Origin of the sequence: Hamadaea tsunoensis DSM 44101 (assembly GCF_000428945.1) — a bacterium.
Classification (GTDB): Bacteria; Actinomycetota; Actinomycetes; order Mycobacteriales; family Micromonosporaceae; genus Hamadaea; species Hamadaea tsunoensis.
On the sequence record NZ_AUAX01000027.1, the window covers coordinates 63,312 to 78,952 of the forward strand.

Sequence of the window (15,641 nt, forward strand, 5' to 3'; positions counted from 1 at the left end):
GCGGCGGCACCGAAGGGTGACCGGCGCGTCAGCCCGGGACCGGATCGTCGGCCCGGCGTACCTGCGCGCGGGCCAGCGCCGAGATCGCCAGCGCCAGCACCAGCAGGCCGGTGCCGAGCAGGAACGGCAGCGACAGCGCCGGCTGGCCCAGCCACTCCCACAGCGGATGCCAGCTGTAATGCCACTCGCTCAGATGGTGCTCGACCATCTGCGGGAACGCCAGGACGATCGGCGCCCACCAGAAGAACAGCCCGAACCCCAGCAGCAGCTTCACGAACACCGACCGCGTACGCCGGCTCGCCCAGCCGAACAGCAGGAAGCCGCCGACCGCCCCGGCGAGAAAGCCCAGCACCCCGCCGACCGTCGCGAGCGCCGGAGCCGGGCGGTCCATCCCCAGCGAGATGTAGCTGGCACCGTAGTTGTACTCGTAGAACGTGATGTCCAGCTGCTGATCCCCGCGGCCCGCGTACACCTCGTGGCCGTAGTCCGGGCGCACGTACTCGCGGAACTCCCAACCGCCCCGGCGCAGGTTCTCCCGCAACGTGGCCAGGTCGCGCTCGGGATGGTCGGCCGGGCCGTTCGACCCCGCGCCCACCCCGCTCTGGCCGTACTCGCCGCCGTCGCCGAGCAGCAGATCACGCACCGAATACCAGCCGAGCGGCTGGCCGTAGATGACGAACTTCGCCGGCGGCTCGTCCGTGTCCACCTTCAGGTTCTGGGTCGGCAGCAGCTCGGCCGCGACCTGGGCCGCCTCCGACTCGTGCAAAGGGCGGATCGTCTGCCAGCCCACCCAGCTGCCGAACGCGGCCGCGAACAGTCCACACGCGACGGTGAACAGCGCCGCCCAGACCACGACCGTCCGGCTGGCCGGCCGCCCCAGCCGCGTACGCAGCCCGTGCCGGATCAGGTTCACGGCCAGCCGGGTCCGGCTCGTCCCCGCGTACTCCTGAAGGGTTTCGAGGATCTCGGGACCGCGGTCCCGGCGGTAGGCGCGCGGGTAGAAGAAGAGCAGGCGGCGCATTCAGACGCTCCTCGGCCGCAGGGTCCGCAGCCGGGCGTCGGCGGCGGTGCTGAGCTGGCGCAGGCGCGCGGACTCGGCGGCGAGCGCCGTGCGGCCGTGCTCGGCGAGCCGGTAGTAGCGGCGCAGCCGGCCCTCGACGACCTCCTCGCGGTCCCGCTCGACCAGGCCCTGCGCCGCGAGCCGGTCGAGCGCGGCGTACAGGGTGCCCGGCAGCAGCGCCACGCGGCCCTCGGAGAGCGCGGACACCTCCTGGACGATGCCGTAGCCGTGCCGGACCTCGTCGGCGAGCGCAGTCAGGATGAGGAACGTCGCCTCACGCATCTCACTCATCACGGCAACATATATTGCCGTGCGATGTATGACAAGATTCAGAGTCCGGTGCTGGGATCGGGCACCGTGACCTTCGCCGGAACGACCTGCCCGAAGATCGTCGCGATCACGTCGCTCACCGCGTGTACGCCGTCGTCGATCGTCTTGCCCGCCGGCAGGTCGTACATGGCCGCGATCGCGTACCGGGCGCCGGGACCGGCGAACCCGACCGTGTTGGCGACCCAGTGCTTCTGCCCGCCGTCCGGCTCGATCGACCAGCCGTTCTTGACCCCGGGCTGCTGCGACGGTCCGGCCGCCCAGGCACCCCACTGCTGGATGGCGCCGACGTGCCGCATCCGGTCGAGGAGGAACTCCCGGTCCTGCGGGTTCACCTTCTCCAGCACGTACGCCATCAGCCGCATCAGGTCCTCGGCGGTGCACTTCATATGCCCCCAGAACCTGGGGAACCCGTCGACGAAGGTGAGCCCGGTCATCCCGTACGCCTGCCGGAACCGGGGAACGAGCTTGTCCTTGCCGCACTTGTTCCACAGCCGGGTGGCCGCGTTGTCGTCCGACACGTCCAGGACCGCGGCGACATCCTGATGATCGGCGCCCGACAGAGTGATCTTGTGCGTACGCGCCTGTTCGAGCAGGCTCGTCACGATCGCCAGCTTGACCGTCGAGGCGGTCCAGGTCGGATGGGCGGTGTCGCCCTCCCGCCAGAACGTGTTCGACTGCCGGTCCCACACGATGATCCCCATCGTCCCCGGCCGCCCGGCCAGCACGCCGGCGGCCTCGGCGTACCGCAGGGCCCGGGGTGACGCCGACGGCTTCCCCGAGACGATCGTCAACGGCTGCTCGGTCTGGGCGGCGCAGGCGGTGGTCGCCAGCGGAAGGAGGACCCCGAGCTTGATCATGGTTCGGCGTAGCACCCGTGGAATCTACCGTGCGCCGCACACCCGCTAAGGCATCCTAGGAAGATAGGATCTCTGCTCTGGGGATCTTCTAAAGTCAAGATCTTTTGATCACGAGCTTTGTCCCGGGTTCGTCGATTCAGTGGGGCGAAGCATCCTTCACCGTCGTCTGGCATGCGCGCACCGGCCATGATCATGTAGCGCATATATGTCGCAGCGACCCGGCTTTCGACGTATATGCGCTACATGATCATGGATAAGCGGTCTACCTCGACATATATGCGCGACATGATCAGGGTCGGCTGACGGTCCGGCGGACGATCGGGTTCGTCGATCGCACCTCCGCTCCTCGCACGGGAGACCGGTTCCGGCTCGCGGCGATCTTGCGCGAATGCCCCGAGTCTAGCAACGAATGCCCGAAAAGCCCGGACATTCGCGCAAGATCGCCGCAGAGGGACCAGGCCGCCGATCGATCTTGAACAGAAACTGTCGCCCCAGCAACAGAAACTGCACCAGATCCACTCCACCCTCACCGTCACATCGGACAGTCGCGACAAAGCGCAGGGCAGCCACCCCACCCACTCGACACCCCGGCGCCGCCCCACTCGGACGGCCTCCATACCGGACAGTCGCGACAAAGCTGGGTCTGGTCCAGGCTCTCTGCGGGGGTCCGACGCGACGGATCGCCACGCCCGCATCAGGTACCGGTCAACGACCAGGCCGGCGTCGCTCGTCGCGCCCTCGATCCGGACAATCGCCGCACGAGCCCCACCCACACCTGCGACCGGAGCGCCCCATCACTCCATTCGGGACAGTACGCTCAGCGGCGTACGCGAGGCAGTTTGTCGAAGGCTCGGGCCAGCCGGGCCGCCTGGTCGAACGCCGCCGCCGGCCGCGCCGCGTCCCCGTCGAGATGCGTCAGTGTCTGCATCCCCAGGTAGTACGCGACCGCCGCGCGGGCCACCACCGGCACCTGGACCAGCCGCGCCAGCGGCTTGCCGCGCAGCAGCCCGCGCAGGATCTGCTCGGCGAGCGCCTCCCATTCCCTGGTCGCGTCGTTCAGCGCGGCGGCCAGCGGCGTACCGGGGCGGGCGGCGGAGATCAGTTCCTGGATCGTCTCGATGTGGCCGGACGCGAGGTCGTCGGCGTACAGGTCGCGGAGGCGGTGGACGAGATCGGCCGCCCGTTCGACCCCGACCAGCGACCGGTAGCGCTCCTCCCGCAGCCCGCTCGTGTACGCCGCCGTCGCCACCAGCACGTCGTCCAGGTCGGCGAAGTGGTAGTAGAGGACACCGGGCGCGAAGCCGCCGAGCGCCGCGATCGACCGGGCGGTCGTCTTCGCGTACCCGTGCCGGCACAGGGAGGCGATCGCGGCGTCGAGGATGCGTTCGCGCGTACTCACGGCACGGCCACCGGCCGCACGCCCGCGCGGGCCAGGACGGGGTCCAGGCGGCGGGCCAGCTCAGGCAGGTTGTGGCTGGGGACCTGCGGGTACAGATGGTGCTCCAGGTGGTAGGTCAGCTCGAGGAAGACCGCCGGAATGATCTTCCCCCGCAGCGTACGCGTCTGCCGCAGCGGCTCGTCGCCGTACCCGTGGTGCGGGAGGTAGACGGTGAGCAGCGGGTAGACCCAGCTGCCGGCGATGGCGAGGACCGCGTAGACCAGCAGCGGCCGGAAGTACAGCCCGCCGACGACCGCGGACACGGGCGCCGCGGCCTCGGCGAGCAGCCAGAGCCGGTCGCGCAACCGGGCCCGGGCGAACGACCAGGCCCACAGCCGGAAGAGGAACACCGGTCCATAGAGGACGGCGCCGAGCAGGCTGAGGTCCGCCGGATACCCCTCCGGATCGTCCACGCTCGGGAAGATCCGGTGGTGCTGCCGGTGCGTGATCCGGTACGCGTGCCCGCTCTCCAGGAGCACGAGTCCGAGCCAGAACAGCCAGCGGTCGGTCTGCCGCTCGGAGAGGCCGAGCGTTCGGTGCACGACGTCGTGCGTGACGGTGACGACGGCGACGAAGATCCCGAAGACGACCAGCGGGGTCAGCCACCACCAGCCGAGCCACGCCACCGCGGCGAAGCAGAGCACACCGGCGAACGGCCGGGCCAGGGCCAGCCGCCGCTGGCGGGGGGTGGTGACGAGGAGGTCGGTCCCGAGTTCCTGCAAGGACGGCAGAGCAGTCACGGCTTCTCCCTGGTCACGGCTTCTCCTTGAGGATGCCCTCGGCGACGATGCGGCTGCCCAGGACGCAGGCGACGGTGCCGAGGCCGGGCCAGGTCGAGTCGCCGACCAGCCAGATCCCGCGGCCGCCGAGATCGTGCGGGATCGCGAACTGGTTGGTGTTGCGCAGCGTCTGATGGGGACCGCCGACCGCTCCCCCGGGCCGGAAACCGAACCGTTCATAGGTACGCGGCGTACCGGTGGCCGATACGACGGCCCGCTCGCCGAGCCGGGGGTAGACCCGGCGGGCCTGCGTCACCAGATGCTCGGTGATCTCCTTCTTGCGCTGCCGGTACGCGTCCTCCGGCAGCCGCCACCCGGCCAGCGAGGTGTGCGTCGAGATCATCACCGCCCGGTGCCCCGATGGCGCGGAGATCTCGTCGCCGGGCGCGGAGACGGAGACGAACATGTTGTTCCCGTCCCCCATCGGCTTCTCGTAGCTCTCCAGCAGCTGATGATGGGTGAACGACGATCCCGCCACCTCGTCGGCGGGTACGCCGAGGAAGACGAGCACCGCACCGCCCATCTCACCGGCGTCGCGGCGCAGGTAGCGGTCGAGCCGCCGGCCGAGCCCGTCGTGCAGGCGGGCCGCGGTCGGGGCGGGCACGGCGAACACCACCCGGCGGGCACGGACCGGTCCACGTCCCGTCTCGACGGTGAACCCGCCCGCGGATCCGTCCACCCGGGACACCCGCGTTCCGGCCAGCACCACACCGCCGAGACTCCGGTAACGACCGGCGAGCGTACGCCAGAACCCGTGCATCCCACCGGTCGCCCGGGTCAGCCCGGCACCCCGGATCGTGACGCCCAGCGCAGCGTTGATCAGCGGCGCCCGGTCGACGGTGCTGTGCACGGTGTCCTCGACGAGCATGCCGAGCAGCGCGCGCAGGGCCCGGTCCTCGGCCAGGCCGCAGTCCCGCAGCGCTCCGCCCAGCGTACGGCCGAGGTGGCGGACCTGAGGGAGGTCGGCGCCGAGGATGCGGACGTCGCGCACCAGGTCGGCGGCGGAGCGGACGGGAAGGCGGACGCCGCGGCGGCTCGCGGCCCAGAAGGTCGTGGCGAGCTGGTCGAGGAGCGCCCAGAAGCGGCGGTGCGCGCGATCGTCGCCGAAGGCGCGCAACCGCTCGGCGTGCCAGGCGGCCTGGTCGCGGTGCAGGCTCACGCGACGGTCGGGCAGCCAGGCCTCGTAGCCGGGCAGCGCCTCGCCGGCGAGCGGCGGCACGCCGGTCGAGGCGAGCAGTTCCGCGCCCACCCCGCCCGGTTCGAAGTCGACGAGGGTGGTGGCACCGACGTCGAAGGAGAAACCCTTGTGCCGCCAGTAGCCGGCACACCCGCCGAGATGACCGTGGGCCTCGACGACCACGGTGGACAGCCCGGCGGCCTGCAGGCGCAGCGCGGTGGCCACGCCGGCCAGGCCGCCGCCGATCACGGCGACCTCAGCGCATGCGACTTCGGTGTTCTGAACGCTTGTTCTGAACATGTGTTCAGAATCCTGATGAGATCCATTGATGTCAAGGCCCCGGATGAACCGCTCCCCCTCGGCTGTCGAGCCGACCTCCGCCGGGTTCGTCCGATTCATCACCGTCCAGTCACGATCTACGCCGCGCCCGGCCCGGGTGGCACCCGGGCCACCGCGACTGTGTACACGCGACTCGGCGTATGGCCACCTCCATGCAAGACCACCGGTGTACGCCTGGCGAAAAGCGCTATCGAATCATCACGAATACCCGAACACTCGCCCTATGGCGTCGCCCGTGCCGACTCGGCGAGTGTTTCGTTGTCACTGCTCAACAACGCCGAGAGGCATCGCGAAACATGGAACTCACAGAACTCATAGCGGATGTACGCGAGAGCCTGACACGAGCCGCAAAGGCAGCTCCGACGACAGGAGTGCGCTTTGAGGTCGGCCCGGTCGAAATCGAATGCGAGGTTTCGATAGAAAGGTCGTCGGGCGTCGATGGCAAGGTTCGGATAGTCATCGTCGAGGCCGGAGCGAACGCTCGGGGATCGACCTCGAGCTCGCAGCGGGTGAAGCTGACTCTGAGGCCCGTGGGTGGGCACGGGAGCGACCGGATTCTCGTGCAGGGCGGCGCCGCGGGCGAGTCCGAGCAGTGACCTCCGTCGAGGTCGAGCGAACTCGCGTGGTCCAGGTCGTAGCACGCAGTTCACCGGAGCACAGGTACTTCGGCTCGGGATACCTGGTCACCGATTCCCTCGCGCTGACCGCGAGTCATGTCGTCGCAGGGGCCCGCTCCGTCACCGTACGGACGTTTCTTGGCGATGCGGTGGTCGACCAGCATGCCGAAGTCCTGGACTTCCTGCCGGAGATCGACGTCGCCCTCCTACACCTTGCCATTCCTGCTCGCGGCGTCGTCGGCGGCCGGATTCCGTTCGGGCGGCTCGGCGAGAGCGCCGACCCGGTCGCTTGCCGGATCGTCGGCTTCCCACGCTTCAAGCTCCGAACCGAGCAGGCCCTCGGCGACATCATGTACCGGGACTCGCACGATGCCCGGGGAAGGATCGCGGCTCTCAGCAATCTGCGCGAAGGGACGATCGAAGTCCTCGTCCCGCCACCGGCAGCTCGCACGGATGTCGACCACTCACCGTGGGAAGGTTTCTCCGGCGCGTCGGTACTGGTCGAAGGCCACGTCGTCGGTGTCGTACGCCAGCACGAGCCGAATGCGCCCCTCGCCTGCCTGACCGCGGTCCCCGTCACCCGCTGGTACGCGAGCCTCGGCGGAGCAGCCAGGTTCGACCAGTTGCGAACTCGTCTCGGCTTGCCGTGGCGGGCTGCCGACCTCCCCGACCTCCGGCAGGCGTATTCGGTGACGAGAGTGCTCCGGTCCCTGGACCACCGCGAGTACGAGGAAGTCATCAGTGCCCTGAGCCAGGCGGTAGGGCGGTCTGGGGCAGCACGCGAGCACTACCTTCTCGCCCTGGCATTGCTGCGCGGTGTCGCTCCGCGGCGGCACCGCTCGACGAGAGAGATCGTCGATCACCTGCGGCTGGCCTCGACGCTACCGGAGGCGCGCGCCCTCCATCTCCTCATCGACGAGGACGCGGGGATGGCGAGCGGCCGCGCGGACGGGCTGCCCCGGAGTCTGCTCCACGAAGTGGTCGCCGCCGTGCCACGGCCGGAGGCGGCCCGGATCTGCGCGCAGTTCTCGGCACCCAGCAGTTCCGTGTGGGCCGCATTGCACAGGCGTTCTGAAGGAGGAAACACATGACCATGTCCTTGGCGGACCGAGAGGCCGCCGTCAACCGGTTCTTCACACCAGTTCCCCTGAAACCCAGCTACACCAACGAAATCCTTCTACTGTCGCTGGGCGGCGCCGCCGTCATCGTCACAATCCTTCTGATGGGCATCGGCGCCACTCAGAGCGGCGGCGGGCTCGCAGGCGGCCTCTGCTGCTCCATCCCATTTCTGATCGGCGGAGCGGTCGCCGGCATCGCCGGTCTCGCCAAGTACTCCGCCAAGGCCGGCGAGTACAAGCGGCGGCTCAGCCTCGCTGTGCCGAAACCGCCGGCCGAGTGGATCATCAGTCTCGTCACCATGGAGGTAAACCGGATCAGCGCCAGAGCCATGGCCGAACTCCGACTCGTACCCGAGGATTTGGAACTGGAGACCGACTGGGACCGCGAGCAGCGCCAGTACGCGCTTGCCCACGGGCTGCCCGCACCCCAGGAAGGCAGCCGCCAGCCGATGATGCTGCTTGGCCCGGCTGCCCCGACGTCCATCGTGCTCGTCACCGGCGGTATGACGGAGCTGCTGTTCTCCCGGTGCCGGGTGACCGCCATCTGCCCGACCAGCTGGCAGTTCGGCATCTACGAATGCGAGCTCGACCTCGCCACCGGCCGGTTGAGCCGCGAGCGTGCCCGCAACTACCCCTACACGCAGGTCTCTGCGGTGACCACCCGCACCTACGCGATCGCCTGGCAGCCGGGTACGCCCGCTCCCGTCTCGAACGCGAACGTGGAGAACGTCGAGCTGGCGAACGCGGCATTCGAGTTCAAGGACCTCGAGGTGCTGGTCGCGGGCGGCGAGCGGGCGACGATCGCGCTCGGACTGGTCGACCAGCGGACCTCAAAGGAGTACAAGAACGTGACCATGCTCAGTGCGAACTCCGTCATCGACCAGGTCAAGGCGAACCTCCGCCGTCGCGACGGAGAATCCCGCCACCCGCAGTCCTAGGAGCCGGCCCGGGGCGCGCGGGGCAGTGCCTCGGGCCAAGAAACGTCCCACAGATGTGTCAGCCCAGGTCGCCGCGGTCCTGCGTCCTGCCGTCGTCCACCTTGGTGTCGTCACGGAGCTCCAGATAGGGCTCCTCGTCCGCGGGCGCTCCCGCCCGGATCGCGCGCTGCCGCTGCAGCTCCGCGTCGAACTCCGCGCCGAGCAGGATCGCGAGGTTGGTGAGCCACAGCCAGACCAGGAACACGATGATCCCGCCGAGCGCCCCGTATGTGCGGTTGTAGCTGCCGAAATGCCCGGCGTAGAAGCCGAAGCCGGCCGAGATCGCGATCCACAGCACGACCGCCAGCAGGCCGCCCGGGCTGATCCAGCGGAATCCGCCCTGCCGCGCGTTGGGCGAGGCCCAGTACAGGATCGCCAGCATGACCGCCACCAGCACCACCAGCAGCGGCCACTTGAGGACCTTCCAGACCGTCACCGCCTGCTCCGACAGGCCCACGAGCGCGCCGAGCCGTTCGGCGACGCCGCCGCTGAGCACCACCGTGAACAGGCTGATCACCAGCAGTACGCCGATCACGACGGTCACGCCCAGCCGCAGCGGCAGCCGTTTCCAGATCGGCCGCCCCTCGGGGACGTCGTAGATCGCGTTCGAGGCCTGCATGAACGCGTTGACGTACCCCGACGCCGACCAGAGCGCGAGGACGAGACCGATGACGACGGCCAGCCACGTCTTGCCGTGGTTGTCCTGCACGTTGCCGAGCGCCGCGTTGAGGATGTCCTGCACCGAACCGGGGATGATCGGCGCGAGCTGGTCCAGCGTCCGGCGTACGGCGGTGTCGTCGAGGAGGCCGACGACCGCCACGAGTACCAGGATTCCGGGGAACAGCGAGAGCATCCCGTAGTAGGTGAGCGCGGCGGCCCACACCGACAACTTGTCGGCCTGGAATTCCTTCCCCGTACGCACCAGGGCCGAGCGCCACTCGGTGCCCCGCAACTGCCAGGGACTCGCGGGCTTCGGGGTCTTTTCGGCCATGGCGTCCATGTTCCCGCAGGCCGAAAGCGTAAACCGGAGAATGCCGATCACGCCTAGGCTGAACGCATGCGACTCACCGTACTCGGCGGCTGCGGCGCGTGGCCGGAACCGGGCCAGGCGTGCAGTGGTTTCCTCGTCGAACAAGACGGCTTCCGGCTCCTGGTGGACGCCGGCTACGCCACGCTGCCCCGGCTGCTGACGCACATCGCCGCCGACGAGCTCGACGCCGTCTACATCACGCACGGCCACCCCGACCACTGCGCCGACCTCAACCCGCTGCTGCGGGCCCGGGCACTGCCCGACAAGCCCGCCCCACCCCTGCCCGTGTACGCGCTTCCCGGCGCGCTCGACGCCGTCCTGGCCCTCGACCGGCCGGGGATGCTCGACCCGGCGATCATGCTCACGCCGTTCGAGGCCGGGGACACCTTCGAGATCGGGCCGTTCACGGCGCGTACGGCGCTGCTGCCGCACTTCGTGCCGAACGCCGGCGTCCGCCTGACCGCCAACGACCGGGCGATCGTCTACACGGGCGACGCCGGACCCGGCCCCGCGACGGTCGAGCTGGCCCGGGACGCGGATCTGCTCGTCGCCGAGGCCACCCATGCCGAAGAGGTGCCCGAGAGCGCCCGGGGCATGCTCAGCAGCGCGCGGGACGCCGCCGACCAGGCGACCGCGGCGGGCGTACGCAGCCTGCTGCTGACCCACCTCTGGCCGGGCACGGACCCCTACACCGCCCGCGCCGCGGCCAGAGCCGGTTACGCGGGCGGCATCGGCGTCGCGACGCCCGGCCTCTCGTTCGACCTGCCCTGATCCTCAGCCGCCCTGACTACTCGCGGGCCTTCTTGGCGCGCTCCTCGCGACGCGTACGCACCGAGATGTCGATCGGGCTGCCCTCGAAGCCGAACTCCTCCCGGAGCTTGCGTTCGAGGAACCGGACGTACCCCGCGTCCAGCGGTCCGGTCGTGAAGACGACGAACCGCGGCGGGCAGACCCCGGCCTGGGTGGCGAACAGCACCCGAGGGGCCTTCCCGCCGCGTACCGGGTGGGGGGTGGCCTGGACGAGGGCCGTGAGCCACTGGTTGAGGCGGCCGGTCGGGATGCGCCGCTCCCAGCTCGCCAGCGCGGTACGCAGAACCGGCGCGAGCTTCTCGACGGCGCGCCCGGTCTTGGCCGAGATGTTGACCCGGGACGCCCACGGGATGCGCTTGAGCTCGCGCTCGATCTCCTTGTCGAGGTACCAGCGGCGGTCGGCGTCGACGAGGTCCCACTTGTTGAACGCGATGACCACCGCCCGGCCGGACTCGGCGACCAGGCTGAGCAGGCGCTGGTCCTGCTCGCTGATCACTTCGCTGGAGTCGAGCAGCACCACGGCCACCTCGGCGGCCTCGATCGCCGCCTGCGTACGCAGACTCGCGAAGTACTCGGTGCCGCTGGCCTGTCCGGCGCGCTTGCGCAGGCCGGCGGTGTCGACGAACTGCCAGATCTCGCCGCCGACGGAGACGAGCGAGTCGACCGGGTCGACGGTGGTCCCGGCGACGGAGTCCACAACGGACCGCTCCTCGCCGGACAGCTTGTTGAGCAGGCTGGACTTGCCGACGTTGGGGCGGCCGACGAGGGCGACGCGGCGCGGGCCGCGCGGGCGCTCCTCGACGATCGGCGGCGCGGTCGGCAGCTTGTCCAGGATCGCGTCGAGCAGGTCGCCCGCGCCCCGGCCGTGCAGGGCCGAGATCGGGAACGGCTCGCCGAGCCCGAGCGACCACAGCCGGGTCGCCTCCAGCTCGATCGTGCCGTTGTCGGCCTTGTTGGCGATCAGGATGACCGGCTTCTTGCTCGCCCGCAGCATCTTCACGGCGGCCGCGTCGACGTCGGTCGGGCCGACCATGGTGTCCACGACGAACAGCACGACGTCGGCCGTGTTGACGGCGATCTCGGCCTGCCGGGCGATCGCGGCCGCGCGGTCCTTCGCGTCGGGTTCCCAGCCGCCGGTGTCCACCACGGTGAACTGGCGGCCGTTCCACTGCGCGTCGTACGCGATCCGGTCGCGGGTCACGCCCGGCTTGTCCTCCACGACCGCCTGGCGGCGGCCGATGATGCGGTTGACCAGCGTCGACTTGCCCACGTTGGGGCGGCCGACGACGGCGACCACCGGCTGGGCCGGCAGCACTTCATCGTCGGTGAGATCCGTGCTGTAGTCGACGTCTTCCACCCACTCGGTCACCGGGCCGCCCTCTTCTCCAGCAGGAGCAGCAGCTCCCGCACGACCTCGTCGATGCCGAGGCCGGTGCTGTCGAGCACCACGGCGTCGTCCGCCTGGCGCAGCGGGTCGGTCGCCCGCGTCGAGTCGAGGTGGTCGCGGCGGGCCAGGTCGGCCTCGGTCGCGGCGTGGTCGGACTGCACCTCGGCGCTGCGGCGGGCGGCCCGCGCGGCGGCCGAGGCGGTCAGGTAGACCTTCAGGTCGGCGTCGGGCGCGACCACGGTGCCGATGTCGCGGCCCTCGACGACGATCCGGCCCGCCTCGATGATGATCTTCTGCTGGAGCTCGACGAGCAGCCGGCGCACGGCGGGCACGGCGGCGACGGCCGAGACGGCCTGGGTCACCTCGGTGCCGCGGATCGGCCCGTCGACGTTCACGCCGTCGACGCTGATGCCCGGGGCGGCCGGGTCGGTCGTGATGTCCAGCTGCGCGGCACTCACGATCTTGTAGATGCCGTCCGGGTCGGTCAGCTCGGCGTCGGCCGCGAGCACCGCCCAGGTCGCGGCTCGATACATCGCCCCGGTGTCGAGGTAACGCGCTTGCAACGCGGTCGCCAACCGCCGCGACACCGTCGACTTCCCCGAACCCGACGGTCCGTCGACCGCTACGACAACACGCTGTGCCACGTGAACCTCCCTGGACTCCACCGTCCCATTCTGCCCGGTCCGGGCGACGCGTACCGCTTCAGGCCCGCCGGACGTGCCCGACGTCTCCCCCGATCGCCGCCCGGCGCCCCGCCACCAGCGTGAACGCCCCGGCGGCCAGGCCGACCGCGCCGGCCACCGGCCAGACCGCGGCCGGCGCCACGGCGTACAGGGCGGTGCCGAGGGCCGGGCTCAGCATCGTCCCGCAGATCGAGGCCGCGCCGTACAGGCTCTGGTACCGCCCGGCGAGCCCCGGCGGTGCGGCATCGGCCACGTGCGCGGTCGCCGTCGGCTTGTAGAGCATCTCCCCCGCGGTCACCACGACCATCATGCCGACGGCCGCGGCCAGGCCGAACGGTGCACTCAGGACGAGATAGCCGAGGCCGACCAGCACGAAGCCGGCGCCGATCACGAGCAGCGCGGGCCGGTGCCGCAGCCGCACGGCGATGATCGCCTCGCCGGCCACGATGATCACGCAGTTCATCGAGATCAGCAGCCCGTAGGCGACGGTCGGCGCCCCCTGGTCCCGCAGCCACAGCGGCACCACCGAGTACTGCAGGCGGTACACGGTGTCGATCACCACGATCCCGGCCAGCAACCCCAGCACCGACGGACTCACCCTCAGCCTCGTCCGCGCGGCCCTGACCTGCTCCACCGCCGTCCGCGGCACCCGAGCCCTGATCACCGCCCACAGCACCGCGCTGGTCAAGGCGTCGACCACGAAGATCAGATTGAACGAGTACGCGGACAGCAGCGCTCCGATCGGCGGCCCCAGAATGGTTCCGGCGTTGCTGACCGCCCGCCACAGCGCGATCCCCGGCCGCCGGAGTTCCCCGGGCAGGCAGCTCGTGACCAGCGCCCCCATGATCGGCCGCGTCATCCCGCCGACCAGCCCGGCCACCGCCACCGCGGCCGCCAGCAGCACCGTCGGCACGAACGGGACCGCGACGCAGGCGAGCACCCACCCGCCGATCGTGATGAGCAGGCCCTTGCGCAGCCCGAGATGATCGCCGAGCCAGCCGCCGGTGAGATTGCCGGTGATGGTGCCGATCCCGTACAGCGCCACGACCAGGCCCGCCCGCGAGGTCGCCAGCCCACGGTCCTCGACCAGGTAGAGCGTCATGTACAGCCACGCGAGCCCGCCGACCGCGCTGACGAACTGCCCGACCAGCAGCACCCGCAACCAGACCGGCAGCCGCCGCAGGGTGCCCAGGACGTCGCGCATCGCCCACTCCCCAGGTTAGTTTCTTTTGGAAACTCACCTTAGGCAGTTTTCTCAGATCCCTCAAGTCAAGATCTTTTGTCCCAACCTCCATCGGCCTTTGTCGCGACTGTCCGTATGTGCGCGGGGGCGCATCGGCGACGGGGTGATCATTCGCGGCTGAGGTGTAGAAATCGCCGCTATTGCATGATCATTTACGGTTCCAGAGCGCGTTGACCGGCTCCGGCTACACCTGACGCGTCATCGATCATGCAGATCGGGCCGAATTCACACCTCAGCCGTAAACGATCGTCCCGTCGGCGACCCCGGTCCCACTGGACGGAAGATCGTTCCCGCATCACGGGCGCCGGCCGGAGGCCGGACGGCTCGGGCGTGATCCACAGCGGTACTGATGCCAAACAAGCCCCACGCCCATGATCCAAAACGGTCCAGCTGCAGGAAACCGGCCCCAGTGACATCTCGGCCGCGATGGATCAAGGGAGCGGCCCCGAAACTACATCCCCACCGCAAACGATCACCAGCAGCCCGACCCGGCGCCGCCATACCGGCCAGGCAGTCGACGATCTTGCGCGAATGTCCGGGCGTTTAGGGCACACCGGACGAAATTCGGGGCATTCGCGCAAGATCGTCGGGGGCGGGCCGTACCCCCGCGCACAAGTCGGACAGTCGCGACAAAGGCCAGGGGGGTGAAGGGCGAAACGGTGACCGGACCGCGGTGATGGATGCGTCGCCCCACTCAGGTGGCAGTGGAGGCGCCCCGCGCCGGAACGGTCTCCCGCGCGAGGAGCGGAGGTGAGATCGACGAACCCGGGACAAAGATCTTAAAAAGATCTTGCTCGTGATCTGGATTTGACCTTGTATGCAATCCTCTGAGGCTGACCCCCACCCCCTCACCCCGGGAAAGACTGATGGGCGCTTTTGTTTTCCTGATCGTTCTCATGATCATCGCGATCGGCGGCATCGTGCTGTCGTTCCGCCTCGCCCTGCCGTCGGTGAAGGGCAAGCCGGCCCCGAACCGTGCCGCCCGCCTCGCGCTGCGGGCGGGGTCGACCCTCGTCCTGCTGATCGCGGTGGCCTCGCTGTTCGCGACGTCGGCGCAGATCGTGCCGACCCGGACGGTGGCCGTCGAGACGAGCTTCGGCAAGCCGGTCGGTACGCTGCGCAACGGCTTCCATTTCGTGCCGCCGTGGGCGGGGGTCGAGCAGTTCGACGCCACGATCCAGACGTTGAAGCTCTCCGGCGAGCAGGGTGATCATCCCGGCGTGCTGGTACGCCTCGCGAACGCCGCGACGGCCCGCGTGGACGTCACCGTGCAGTGGCAGATCGACCCGAACGCCAACATCGTCGAGCTGTACAGCGATTACCGCAACTTCGACAACATCCAGGACAACGTGGTGAAGCGGCAGCTGGCGAGCGCCCTGAACGGGGTGTTCGAGCGGTACGACCCGCTCGTCTCGCTGACCAAGGTCGGCGGCGAGCAGACGCCGCTGTCCTCGCTGGCCGACGGGACGCGCCAGCAGCTGGCCGCGGCGATGCCGCCCGGCGTCGTCATCCGCAGCGTGACCATCCCGTCCGTACGCTTCGACGACAACATCCAGGCGAAGATCAACCAGTACCTGGCGGCGGTGGCCGAGACGCAGATCGCCGAGCAGCGGCAGAAGACGGCCGAGGCGCAGAAGAAGGCCAACGATCTGCTGGCCGCGGCGAACAACACGACCGGTGTGCTGTACCAGAACTGCCTCGACATGGTCGAACGGATGGTGAAGGACGGCCGCGAGCTGCCGGCCGGATTCAGCTGCGGTACGCCGCCCACCACAGTGGTGCCCGTGAAGTAGCTC

The 15,641-nt window shown here is 69.7% G+C and carries 15 protein-coding genes; 5 read left to right on the forward strand and 10 right to left on the reverse strand.

Annotated features, from left to right (window positions below):
- Positions 1 to 28: 28 nt before the first annotated feature.
- The 6 genes from G401_RS49685 to G401_RS0131395 all read right to left on the reverse strand — a co-directional run bounded on the left by G401_RS49685 (position 29) and on the right by G401_RS0131395 (position 5,941).
- Complete coding sequence (locus G401_RS49685) at positions 29 to 1,021, reverse strand: hypothetical protein (RefSeq protein WP_051367404.1); 993 nt, start codon at positions 1,019 to 1,021, stop codon at positions 29 to 31.
- On the reverse strand, positions 1,022 to 1,342 hold the full coding sequence (locus G401_RS0131375; RefSeq protein WP_027345606.1) for a PadR family transcriptional regulator: 321 nt from the start codon (positions 1,340 to 1,342) through the stop codon (positions 1,022 to 1,024).
- Positions 1,343 to 1,389: 47 nt separating this feature from the next.
- Positions 1,390 to 2,262: a serine hydrolase gene (locus tag G401_RS49690; protein ID WP_157546619.1), complete on the reverse strand. Its 873-nt coding sequence runs from the start codon at positions 2,260 to 2,262 to the stop codon at positions 1,390 to 1,392.
- 802 nt (positions 2,263 to 3,064) lie between these two features.
- Positions 3,065 to 3,646 (reverse strand): TetR/AcrR family transcriptional regulator, encoded by a 582-nt coding sequence (locus G401_RS0131385; protein ID WP_027345607.1) that lies wholly within the window; start codon positions 3,644 to 3,646, stop codon positions 3,065 to 3,067.
- A complete protein-coding gene (locus tag G401_RS55155) occupies positions 3,643 to 4,425 on the reverse strand; it encodes a fatty acid desaturase (protein ID WP_051367406.1) in 783 nt (260 codons plus the stop codon). Before G401_RS55155 ends, G401_RS0131385 begins: the two co-directional genes overlap by 4 nt.
- 13 nt (positions 4,426 to 4,438) lie before the next feature.
- On the reverse strand, positions 4,439 to 5,941 hold the full coding sequence (locus tag G401_RS0131395; protein ID WP_027345609.1) for a phytoene desaturase family protein: 1,503 nt from the start codon (positions 5,939 to 5,941) through the stop codon (positions 4,439 to 4,441).
- A gap of 335 nt (positions 5,942 to 6,276) precedes the next feature.
- Here G401_RS0131395 and G401_RS58690 point away from each other — a divergent pair, with 335 nt between their 5' ends.
- The 3 genes from G401_RS58690 to G401_RS0131410 are packed head-to-tail and all read left to right on the forward strand — an operon-like array spanning position 6,277 to position 8,653.
- Positions 6,277 to 6,576: a trypco2 family protein gene (locus G401_RS58690; protein WP_027345610.1), complete on the forward strand. Its 300-nt coding sequence runs from the start codon at positions 6,277 to 6,279 to the stop codon at positions 6,574 to 6,576.
- Positions 6,573 to 7,688 (forward strand): S1 family peptidase, encoded by a 1,116-nt coding sequence (locus G401_RS0131405; protein WP_027345611.1) that lies wholly within the window; start codon positions 6,573 to 6,575, stop codon positions 7,686 to 7,688. Before G401_RS58690 ends, G401_RS0131405 begins: the two co-directional genes overlap by 4 nt.
- Positions 7,685 to 8,653 (forward strand): hypothetical protein, encoded by a 969-nt coding sequence (locus G401_RS0131410; RefSeq protein ID WP_027345612.1) that lies wholly within the window; start codon positions 7,685 to 7,687, stop codon positions 8,651 to 8,653. The genes G401_RS0131405 and G401_RS0131410 overlap by 4 nt, the downstream gene beginning before the upstream one ends.
- Before the next feature lie 58 nt (positions 8,654 to 8,711).
- Here G401_RS0131410 and G401_RS49700 read toward each other — a convergent pair whose 3' ends face one another.
- A complete protein-coding gene (locus G401_RS49700; protein ID WP_245601899.1) occupies positions 8,712 to 9,683 on the reverse strand; it encodes a YihY/virulence factor BrkB family protein in 972 nt (323 codons plus the stop codon).
- Between the two features lie 66 nt (positions 9,684 to 9,749).
- Here G401_RS49700 and G401_RS0131420 point away from each other — a divergent pair, with 66 nt between their 5' ends.
- On the forward strand, positions 9,750 to 10,493 hold the full coding sequence (locus tag G401_RS0131420) for an MBL fold metallo-hydrolase (RefSeq protein WP_027345613.1): 744 nt from the start codon (positions 9,750 to 9,752) through the stop codon (positions 10,491 to 10,493).
- A gap of 16 nt (positions 10,494 to 10,509) precedes the next feature.
- Here the strand turns inward: G401_RS0131420 and der are convergent, their stop codons facing one another.
- Genes der through G401_RS0131435 form a run of 3 tightly spaced genes read right to left on the reverse strand, consistent with a single transcriptional unit; the run spans position 10,510 to position 13,806 of the window.
- Positions 10,510 to 11,889 (reverse strand): ribosome biogenesis GTPase Der, encoded by a 1,380-nt coding sequence (der, locus tag G401_RS0131425; protein ID WP_051367421.1) that lies wholly within the window; start codon positions 11,887 to 11,889, stop codon positions 10,510 to 10,512.
- An 8-nt stretch (positions 11,890 to 11,897) separates the two neighbouring features.
- A complete protein-coding gene (gene cmk, locus G401_RS0131430) occupies positions 11,898 to 12,563 on the reverse strand; it encodes a (d)CMP kinase (RefSeq protein ID WP_027345615.1) in 666 nt (221 codons plus the stop codon).
- A gap of 58 nt (positions 12,564 to 12,621) precedes the next feature.
- Positions 12,622 to 13,806 carry an MFS transporter gene (locus G401_RS0131435; RefSeq protein WP_051367408.1) on the reverse strand — a complete coding sequence of 395 codons (1,185 nt, stop codon included), beginning with the start codon at positions 13,804 to 13,806 and terminating at the stop codon, positions 12,622 to 12,624.
- A gap of 905 nt (positions 13,807 to 14,711) precedes the next feature.
- Here G401_RS0131435 and G401_RS0131440 point away from each other — a divergent pair.
- Positions 14,712 to 15,638: an SPFH domain-containing protein gene (locus tag G401_RS0131440; protein WP_084557830.1), complete on the forward strand. Its 927-nt coding sequence runs from the start codon at positions 14,712 to 14,714 to the stop codon at positions 15,636 to 15,638.
- Positions 15,639 to 15,641: the final 3 nt, after the last annotated feature.

What these genes read in the sequence shown, in the direction of transcription:
- G401_RS0131410 (WP_027345612.1), top strand. Translation starts at nt 7,685, where the DNA reads ATGACCATGTCCTTGGCGGACCGAGAGGCCGCCGTCAACCGGTTCTTC.
- G401_RS0131435 (WP_051367408.1), bottom strand. Translation starts at nt 13,806, where the DNA reads ATGCGCGACGTCCTGGGCACCCTGCGGCGGCTGCCGGTCTGGTTGCGG.
- G401_RS49700 (WP_245601899.1), bottom strand. Translation starts at nt 9,683, where the DNA reads ATGGCCGAAAAGACCCCGAAGCCCGCGAGTCCCTGGCAGTTGCGGGGC.
- G401_RS0131440 (WP_084557830.1), top strand. Translation starts at nt 14,712, where the DNA reads ATGGGCGCTTTTGTTTTCCTGATCGTTCTCATGATCATCGCGATCGGC.
- G401_RS0131420 (WP_027345613.1), top strand. Translation starts at nt 9,750, where the DNA reads ATGCGACTCACCGTACTCGGCGGCTGCGGCGCGTGGCCGGAACCGGGC.
- G401_RS0131375 (WP_027345606.1), bottom strand. Translation starts at nt 1,342, where the DNA reads ATGCGTGAGGCGACGTTCCTCATCCTGACTGCGCTCGCCGACGAGGTC.
- G401_RS49685 (WP_051367404.1), bottom strand. Translation starts at nt 1,021, where the DNA reads ATGCGCCGCCTGCTCTTCTTCTACCCGCGCGCCTACCGCCGGGACCGC.
- G401_RS0131395 (WP_027345609.1), bottom strand. Translation starts at nt 5,941, where the DNA reads ATGTTCAGAACAAGCGTTCAGAACACCGAAGTCGCATGCGCTGAGGTC.
- G401_RS58690 (WP_027345610.1), top strand. Translation starts at nt 6,277, where the DNA reads ATGGAACTCACAGAACTCATAGCGGATGTACGCGAGAGCCTGACACGA.